This window comes from Clostridium sp. C8 (assembly GCF_001010885.1).
Lineage (GTDB): Bacteria > Bacillota > Clostridia > Clostridiales > Clostridiaceae > Clostridium > Clostridium sartagoforme.
Map to the genome: position 1 here is coordinate 120859 of NZ_LBMX01000054.1, position 9819 is coordinate 130677.

At 27.2% G+C, this 9819-nt stretch carries 11 protein-coding genes; all 11 read left to right on the forward strand.

Annotation, left to right across the window (positions count from 1 at the left end):
* Positions 1-4: 4 nt before the first annotated feature.
* A complete protein-coding gene (sufB, locus tag AAT22_RS09190; protein ID WP_016206165.1) occupies positions 5-1414 on the forward strand; it encodes a Fe-S cluster assembly protein SufB in 1410 nt (469 codons plus the stop codon).
* Complete coding sequence (sufD, locus tag AAT22_RS09195) at positions 1414-2520, forward strand: Fe-S cluster assembly protein SufD (protein ID WP_047000979.1); 1107 nt, start codon at positions 1414-1416, stop codon at positions 2518-2520. The genes sufB and sufD overlap by 1 nt, the downstream gene beginning before the upstream one ends.
* On the forward strand, positions 2513-3742 hold the full coding sequence (locus AAT22_RS09200) for a cysteine desulfurase (protein WP_047000980.1): 1230 nt from the start codon (positions 2513-2515) through the stop codon (positions 3740-3742). The genes sufD and AAT22_RS09200 overlap by 8 nt, the downstream gene beginning before the upstream one ends.
* 5 nt (positions 3743-3747) lie before the next feature.
* Positions 3748-4179 (forward strand): Fe-S cluster assembly sulfur transfer protein SufU, encoded by a 432-nt coding sequence (gene sufU / locus AAT22_RS09205; RefSeq protein WP_047000981.1) that lies wholly within the window; start codon positions 3748-3750, stop codon positions 4177-4179.
* A gap of 368 nt (positions 4180-4547) precedes the next feature.
* Positions 4548-5879, forward strand: coding sequence for a hemolysin family protein (locus tag AAT22_RS09210; RefSeq protein WP_016206161.1), 1332 nt, complete (start codon positions 4548-4550; stop codon positions 5877-5879).
* A gap of 70 nt (positions 5880-5949) precedes the next feature.
* Complete coding sequence (locus AAT22_RS09215) at positions 5950-6393, forward strand: hypothetical protein (RefSeq protein WP_047000982.1); 444 nt, start codon at positions 5950-5952, stop codon at positions 6391-6393.
* 77 nt (positions 6394-6470) lie between these two features.
* The gene (locus AAT22_RS09220; protein ID WP_016206159.1) at positions 6471-6707 is read left to right on the forward strand and encodes a DUF1292 domain-containing protein; all 237 of its coding nucleotides are present in this window, start codon (positions 6471-6473) and stop codon (positions 6705-6707) included.
* Positions 6708-6829: 122 nt separating this feature from the next.
* The gene (locus AAT22_RS09225) at positions 6830-7060 is read left to right on the forward strand and encodes a hypothetical protein (protein WP_016206158.1); all 231 of its coding nucleotides are present in this window, start codon (positions 6830-6832) and stop codon (positions 7058-7060) included.
* Positions 7061-7175: 115 nt separating this feature from the next.
* Positions 7176-7862 (forward strand): Yae1 family protein, encoded by a 687-nt coding sequence (locus AAT22_RS09230; protein ID WP_016206157.1) that lies wholly within the window; start codon positions 7176-7178, stop codon positions 7860-7862.
* Between the two features lie 92 nt (positions 7863-7954).
* Entirely contained in the window at positions 7955-8713 is a 759-nt protein-coding gene (locus AAT22_RS09235; protein WP_016206156.1) for a YwaF family protein, read from the forward strand.
* Between the two features lie 61 nt (positions 8714-8774).
* Complete coding sequence (zupT, locus tag AAT22_RS09240; protein ID WP_016206155.1) at positions 8775-9575, forward strand: zinc transporter ZupT; 801 nt, start codon at positions 8775-8777, stop codon at positions 9573-9575.
* Positions 9576-9819 lie beyond the last annotated feature (244 nt).

Here is a 9819-nt window from a genome sequence, read left to right on the forward strand (position 1 = left end):
CACTTTGGAAATAAAGAATAAGACCTACGTAGAAGATATGGATAGAGGAATCTACGATGTTAAAAATGAAGATACATTTGATTTTAAAGCAGATAAGGGTTTAACAAAGGAAATCGTAGAAACCATTTCAAAAGAAAAAAATGAACCAGAATGGATGAAAGAATTTAGATTAAAATCTCTTGAGGTATATAATAAAATTAAACTTCCAACATGGGGACCGTCATTAGATGAACTAGATATGGATAATATAGTTACTTATGTTAAGCCAAAATCAAAACTTCATGAAAGTTGGGATGAAGTTCCTGAAGATATTAAAAAAACTTTTGATTTATTAGGAATACCAGAAGCAGAAAAGAAATCATTAGCGGGTGTTGGAGCACAATATGATTCAGAGGTTGTTTATCATAGTATAAGAGAAGATCTTGTTAAACAAGGCGTAATTTATACAGATATGGAGACAGCAATTAAGGAACATGAAGATATAGTTAGAGAATACTTTATGAAATGTGTTACACCAAGTGACCACAAATTTGCAGCATTACATGGAGCTGTTTGGTCTGGCGGATCATTTGTATATGTACCAAAAGGAGTAAATGTAGATATTCCACTACAATCTTACTTTAGATTAAATTCACCAGGTGCAGGCCAATTTGAACATACATTAATAATTGTTGAAGAGGGAGCTAAACTTCACTTTATAGAAGGATGTTCAGCACCTAAGCACAATATGACAAATTTACATGCAGGTTGTGTTGAATTATTTGTAAAAGAGGGAGCAACACTTAGATATAGTACAATAGAAAACTGGTCAAAAAATATGCTTAACTTAAATACAAAAAGAGCAATAGTTGAAAAAAATGCAAGAATAGAGTGGATATCAGGATCATTTGGATCACATATATCAATGCTTTATCCTATGAGTATTTTAAAAGGAGAAGGTGCAAGAGCAGAATTTACAGGAGTATCTTTTGCTGGAAAAGGCCAAAACTTGGATACTGGAGCAAAGGTAATACATGCAGCACCAAATACTTCTTCAACAATAAATTCAAAATCAATATCTAAAAATGGAGGGGCTGCTACTTATAGAGGTGTTGTAAAGGTAAGCTCAAATGCTTATAACTCTAAATCAGTAGTATCTTGTGAATCGTTGATGCTAGATAATTTATCTAAATCTGATACTATACCAGTTATAGATTTAATGAATGATGATGTTGAAATAGGACATGAAGCTAAAATAGGTAAAATTAGTGATGAAGCTATATTCTATCTAATGAGTAGAGGAATAAGTGAAGAAGAAGCTAAATCAATGATAGTAAGAGGGTTCGTTGAACCTATATCAAAGGAATTACCACTAGAATATGCAGTAGAAATGAATAATTTAATTAAGCTTGAACTAGAAGGGAGCATTGGATAATGAATAGTAATTTAAATTTCAATAATTTAAATAAGACTCCTGTAAGAACTAAAAGCTGGTTAAATGTTAATGATGTAACATTGAAAGATTATAAAGCTCCTGAAATAGGAAACTTTAATAATGATGAAATAACTGGTAATGATTTAGAAGGAGTTACAATAGAAAGACTTAATAAGGGAAATGTATTTCCATTAAATAAGAAATTTATTTATGGAGTTTCAGATGAAATAGTTAAGCAAGGAGAACTTCATTTTAATAAGGGATATATAATAAATATAGATAAAAATGCTAATGTAGAAGAGCCAATACTTATAGAATTCAATATGGATAAGGAAAATAGCACTTTAGTAGATAATATTTTAATAGTGGCAGAAGAAAATTCAAATGCAAAAGTAATTATAAAATATAATTCATTAGATGATAGTGAAGGATATCATAATGGTGTCTGTAAGATATTTAGTAAAGACAATAGTAACATTCAAGTTGTTAAAGTGAATTTATTAAATAAAAATACCATGAATTTAGATTCAAACCTTTCTGATGTTGGATATAATGGTAAGGTTGATTTTGTTTCAATAGACTTAGGTGGAAAAAACAGTATAACAAATTATCATGGTGATTTACTTGAAGATAATTCACAGTCAACACTTAGTTCAATATACTTAGGTGGAGATAAAAAAGTCATAGATATGAATTATGTTATGACTCATAAGGGAAGAAGAAGTAAGTCAGAGATAACAACTAAAGGAGCACTAAAGGGAGAAGCAAGCAAAATATTTAGAGGAACTCTTGATTTCAAAAGAGGAACTACAAGAAGTGTTGGAGTAGAAGATGAATATTGTATGATACTATCTCCTAAAGTAAGAGCAAAAGCACTTCCATTACTACTTTGTGAAGAAGATGATGTATCTGGAGAACACGCAGCAGCTTCAGGTAAAATAGATGAAGCAAAACTATTCTATTTAATGAGCAGAGGCTTAAACTATAATGATGCTAGAAGAATAATTATAGAAGGAGCTTTTAATCCAATAATAGATAAAATAGATAATGAAAATATAAGAGAAGCAATTTTAGCTTCCATAAAGGAATGTTTAGATAATGAATAATATAGACTTTTTAAAAGATTTTCCTACATTAAATAAAGAAAAAAATGGGAAAAGAATAGTTTATTTAGATAGCGCTGCAACAACACAAAAACCTAATTCTGTTATAAATTCTATAAAAGATTATTATGAACAATCTAATGCAAATCCTCATAGAGGAGCTTATGAATTGAGTGTACTCGCAACGGAAGCTTATGATGAAGCAAGAGAAAAGGTTAAAAAGTTTATAAATGCAAAATATAGAGAGGAAATAATTTTCACTAAAAATGCAACTGAATCATTTAATCTTTTAGCAATGTCATATGGAATGACTTATATAAATGAAGGTGATGAAATAGTAATTTCAATTGCAGAACATCACTCAAATTTAATTCCATGGCAACAAGTAGCAAAGGCTAAAGGTGCAATTCTTAAATATATGTATACTGATGAAAATGGTGAACTTACAGAAGAAGAGGTAAAAAGTAAAATTACTGAAAAAACAAAGATTGTAAGTATAACACATGTATCTAATGCTTTAGGAACAATAAACCCTGTAAAAGAAATAGCGGAATATGCTCATTCAAAAGGAGCTGTAGTTATAGTTGATGGAGCACAAAGCGTTCCACATATAAAAGTAGATGTTAGAGATATAAATGCAGACTTTTTAGTAATTGCAGGACATAAGCTATTAGCACCTATGGGCATAGGGATACTATATGGCAAGAAAGAATTACTAGAAAAAATGCCACCTTTAATGTTTGGTGGGGATATGGTAGAGTATGTATATGAACAAGAAACTACTTTTAATGTATTACCATATAAATTTGAAGCAGGAACTCAAAATGTCGAGGCTGCAGTAGGGTTATCAAAAGCAATAGATTACTTAAATGGAATAGGTATGGAGAACATAGAAAAAATTGAAAAAGAACTAATGACTTATGCATATAAAGAAATGAGTAAACTTGAATATGTGAAAATATATGGACCTAAAGATATTGAAAAAAGAGGTGGAGTTTTATCTTTTGAAATAGAAGGGGTTCACCCACATGATGTAGCTTCAATATTTGACACTTTTGGAGTTTGTATAAGAGCAGGTAATCACTGTGCACAACCTCTAATGAGATATATGGGAATAAATGCAACATCTAGAGCAAGTATATATTTCTATAATACAAAAGAAGATGTTGACAGATTAATAGAAGCAGTAAAACAAACATATGATATGTTTTCAAAATGGAGGTAATGTTAATGGATTTAAATGCTATATATACAGAGCTTATAATGGAGCACAGTACTTCAAGACATAATAGAAGAAAGCTAGACAATCCAGATTTATCTGAAAAGGGTCATAATCCAAGTTGTGGGGATGAAATAACATTAGAATTAAAAATGAATAAAGATATAATAGAAGACTTGGCTTTTACTGGTCAAGGCTGTGCGATATCTCAAGCATCAACTTCAATGATGATAGATCTTATTAAAGGTAAGAACAAAGAAGAAGCTTTAAAACTTGTAGAAACATTTATTGGAATGATAAAGCGAGAAATAAGTGATGAAGAAGAGCTTGAAGCATTAGAAGATGCTATAGTTTTAAAAAATATATCAAATATGCCAGCTAGGGTAAAATGTGCTGTTCTTGCATGGCATACATTAAAAGAAGCTATAGGTGAAGAAAAATAATTTTAGATTATTAAGTAAGGGGCGTTTTAATACGCCTCTTTTAACTCTTTAAGAAATTATAAAAAGTTTATCATGTTGATAACTATTTATAATTTACTTCCTTCAGTTTTTTAGTGGACGTATGTAAGTTTATATTGACTTGGAGCGAAGCGAGCAATAAGCACATTTACATATGTCCACTTTTTAATATAGATATAAATAATAATTATTAGTTTTTAAAAGATATAGCTTAATATATACAAGTATTTCATAATAATTTGAAAAATTGAGACTATTTAATCTTTTGTGTTATAAATAAGTATTTGATAGAACAAACATATATATGGTAAAATTAGTTCACTATATTTTAATTTAAGGAGAATGAATAAATGGAAGGAAGTCCCGGGAGTAGTTTTATTTTAATTTTAATATTGGTAATGGTTAATGCGTTTTTTGCATCAGCGGAAATGGCAATAGTATCATTAAATAAAACCAAAATAAACATATTAGCAGAAGAAGGAAATAAAAAAGCGATATTATTAAGAGATATACTTAAAGAACCCAATAATTTCTTATCTACAATACAGGTAGGAATTACATTTGCAGGTTTCTTTGCATCAGCATCGGCAGCAACATCAATTTCAGGTGGCTTTGCAAATGTATTAAAAAATATTAATATTCCTTATAGTGAAAGTATTGCATTAGTTTTAACCACTTTAGCTATTTCATATTTAACACTAGTTCTTGGAGAGTTAGTGCCTAAAAGAATAGCACTTCAAAATTCAGAAAAGGTTGCAATGTTTTCTATAAAAATAATATTATTTATATCAAAAGTAACTAAACCATTTGTGTGGTTTTTATCATTTTCAACAAACCTAATACTTAAGATATTTGGATTTAAAACAGAAGGAATAGAAGAACAAATATCAAGAGAAGAAATTAGAAGTCTTATAGAAATAGGAGAGGAAAATGGTGCAATAAATCAAGCAGAAAGAGAAATGATTGATGGAATAATAGAATTTGATGATACAGCAGCTAAAAAAATAATGACCCCAAGAACAGAAACATTTTTGTTAGATGTTAATGAAAATATTAGAGATTGTATAAAAGAAATTTTAGATGAAAATTTTTCAAGAATACCTGTTTATGAAGATGAAGTAGATAATATTATAGGTATATTGCATATGAAAGATTTATTTGCAAATATAGTTGAAAAGGGAATAGACAATGTAAAAATAAGAGAGCTAATAAAAGATCCATGTTTCTTTATAGAAACGAAAAGCATAGATGATTTATTTAAAGAATTAAAAGATAAGAAAGCTTATATAGCTATTTTAATAGATGAATATGGTGGTTTTTCAGGAATAGTAACAATGGAAGACATTATAGAAGAAGTAATGGGTGAAATCCTAGATGAGTATGATGATAATTTAGATATAGAAAAAATAGATGATGAAAATTATATAGTTAGTGGATTAATGACATTATCAGATATAAGTGATTATTTGGATATAGAATTAGAATCAGAGGTAGCGGATACAATAGCAGGACTTTTTATTGAAAAACTTGGAGAAATTCCAACTAACACAAAAAATTGCGAAGTAAAATTTGATAATATAACTTTAAAGCTAGTTAAATTAGATGATAGAAGAATAGATAAAATTCATTTGATTATAAATAATAAACTTAAAAATAGAGCTGAAGAAAATAACAAAGAATAGAAATGTAGCATAGATTTTAATGTATAATAAATCTTTATATTATTAAACTAATATAAAGGAGAGTGATATTATGCATGATGAAAATATAAAAGTGCTTAATAAAGAATTAGAAGGAATTATAATGGGAGAAAATGAAATAGCAAAATTAAAAGAAAAAGCTGTTGATTATAAAGTTATAGAACTTCTAGATAAGGTATTGGTAACAGTTCAAAAAAATAAAGATTTAGTAGTAAAAGAAATTGAAGAATTAGGATCTAAGGTTCCATATGATGAAGGCTTATGGGGAAAGTTTTTAGAACTATTTAATAGCTTTAAAGAAATGAATATAGATACTGATAAAGAAATATTAAAAACAGCTATTAAAGGTACAGAGATGGGTTTTAAAGCTATTTTAGATTTCGTGATAAAAGAAAATAATATACATGAGCACTTAAAGAAAAGTTTAATAGCAGTATCAGATGAATATGCAGAACAAATAAAATCAATGCAAGAATACTTATTAAAGATTAGTTAAAGATATTTTTAATATATATGTATAAATTTATTCTATTAAAGCAAAATAAGTTTAGTAAAATAAAGGAGTGTATATATATGAATCAAAAGATAATGTCTTTCAATGATGAAAATGGGAATAAAGTTGATTATGAAATATTAGAACAAAAATTAATATGTGGAAATGAATATGTAGCTATGGCACCTGTAAAGGATAAATCACATATAGAAATATATAAAATTAAATTTGATAAAGAATGGAATGAAAGTTTAAGTGAAGTAGAATCTCAAACAGAGATAGATATGTTTAAACAAGTTTCAAATTTAAAATTTTAATATAAAAAGAAGTCAGTTTAGTTGTTACTATGCTGACTTCTTTTTTTGGTTAAAGTTTAAGGTAACAAATAAAAATAATTATGAATAGTATAAAGTAAAATAATTGTGGGAGTAATTTAATCATGAATAGTTATAACTTAATTATGAGACTTCAAGCAAAGATGCAAGATCCTAGATTTGCAGAACGATTTAATAGGATAGTATCAGAGTTTAATAGTATTCCTGGAGTACAGCAAGAAGTTATGAGAATAGCTCAAATAGAGGATGAAAAAAAGAGAGAAAAAGCTATATCAAAATTACCTGATAGAGTAAAGAGATTGGTTAGAGAAGTAAATTCATTACTAAATGAATAAATAAATTTACATCATAATTACTAAAGAGATAAAAACTTTTATAAAGCATTAACAAAAGGTATAAAAGATTCATATATTATGTATTATAAACATTTATAACAAGGAGATAAAAAAGATGGAAACAAATTATGAATTCGGTACTAAAGATTTCGAAGAAATTCTAAAAAGAATTCAGCAAGATGAAACAAGTTCTTTTAAAGATGTTAATTTCACCGAAAATAATTCTTCAGGATTTGGAGAAGAAAATAATTTGATGAATGATATTGAAGAATTGAATAAAAATAATATTTTTCAAGATAATAGTTTTGTTGAAGAATCTACTAGAAATCAAAGTTCTTGCGGATGCAATGATAATAATGACATAAATGACATAGGATGTGGCGATAATAATGGAATAATTGATTGTCGTAAATGGTATGAAAGAGGATTAAGAGCAGGTTTAGAAAAAGGATATATAAAGGGATATGAGTGTGGAAGGCAACAAGGACGAAGAGAAGGTTTTAGAGAAGGCTATGCAAGAGGAATTGCTAGAGCTCAAGAATTAGCAAGAGCTAGTTATGAAAGAGGGTATAGACAGGGATATAATGCAGGATATAGAGCTGGATATCAAAAAGGATATCAAAATGGTTGCAGGGTAGGATATCAAAGAGGTGTTAGAGTAGGATTCCAAAATGGTCTTAGACAAGGATATGAAAATGCTTATAGGGAAATATTGAATTGTTTAAATAATGCTAGGCAAAGAACTAATAACCTAAGTAATAATAGTTGTACTAGAAATGGTTGCTGGAGATCAGTAACCTAAAAATAAAATTATATTGGGGCTGTCGAATAGGCAGCCCCATTAAGAATTATTTTATTAATAAATTCATACTCTATATAAAGGGGAGAAAGAGTATGAAAAATTTTTTTGTATTTAAAAGAGCATATGATAGCTATAGAATGAATATTTTTGAACAAATCATTCCTTTAATAATAATGATACTAATAATAGGATTATTATTAATATATAGAGATAGAATAAGAATAAATAGTAGAGCAGAAAAAATAATAAGATATATATTAACATCTGTATCAGGAGTATTCTTTATATCTTATTATTTAGTAAATTGGATGATTATAGGGATAGAGTTAGAAAACTTACCATTACATCTTTGTTATATATCAAATATATTATGCATAATTCTTGGTATTAACAAGAATAAAAAAATATATAATTTTACACTTTGTTATGGATTAATAGGAGGAATTGGAAGTTTATTATCTATGGATACATCATTATCAAGTAGATATTTTAAATATTATCAATTTATGGTATCTCATATTTCCATAATAGTAATTCCGTTATATTTTCTTATAATACATAAATATTTCCTAAATGAAAAAGAAGTATTAAAGGTATATATCATGCTTCAAATAATAGGTATAACAATGGGAGTATTCAATCATATATTCAATACAGATTACTTTTTTGTAACTTTCAATTCAAATCTAGCTGCTAGAGGAACTATTCTTGAAGATATAGGAAGTGGATATAATTATTTTATAAATCTAGAATTATTATCATTAATATACATGGGAATAATATATATTATTGTAAAAATTGTGAATAAAAAAATAATAAAAACTATAGAAGATAGTTCTGATTTCAATTGAAAAAAATTATCAATTAGTATAAGATAAGTATATAAACAAATATAGTAAGGAGGATAAAAATATGAGTAATGTAACTATAGCTTTCTTAATAACATTGTTTGCTGGACTTGCAACTGGTATAGGAAGTTTAATAGCCTTTTTAGCAAAAGGAACAAATAAGAAGTTTTTATCCATAAGTTTAGGTTTCTCAGCAGGAGTTATGATATATGTGTCTATGATTGAAATATTTTCTAAAGCTAAGGATTCATTAATATCAGCATTAGGAGAAAGAACAGGAAATTATTTAACAGTAGGTTCATTTTTTGCAGGAATGTTCTTAATTGCAATAATTGATAAATTTGTACCTAGTGGAGAAAATCCACATGAAGTTAAGTTAATTCCTTCAGAAAATAGTGAGGATAAGAGTGCTAGTGGTTTATTAAGAACAGGAGTTTTTACTGCATTAGCAATAGCAATTCATAACTTTCCAGAAGGATTAGCTACTTTTGTATCAGCTTTAGGAGATATTAAAATAGCAATCCCTATAGCAGTAGCAATAGCAATTCATAATATACCAGAAGGAATATCAGTTTCAGTTCCAATTTATTATGCAACAGGTGATAAGAAAAAAGCTTTTATATATTCCTTTTTATCAGGAATGTCAGAACCGGTTGGAGCAATTGTAGGCTACGTGTTTCTAAGAAATTATTTTAATGATTTAACATTCGGAATAATTTTTGCTATGGTAGCTGGTATAATGGTGTTTATTTCATTAGATGAATTATTACCTGCTGCTAAAGAATATGGAGAGCATCATTTATCAATATATGGATTAATTTTAGGAATGATAGTAATGTCAATAAGTTTACTATTATTCATTTAAAAAAGATTGTCTAAATTAGTTTTAGACAATCTTTTTTTGTAATATAAATTAATAAAGTAAATTTGAAAAATATAAGTACTATAGTAATAATATAAAGTAAAAATGATAATATTAGAATTCATATAAATAATGAATAAATAGTTAAATTTTATTAGTAATAGATATTTTAAAATTAAATGTATTATAATTGGAATTATAAAACTTATAAAAAAATATATTTTTTAAATTTAATATTTTATAAATA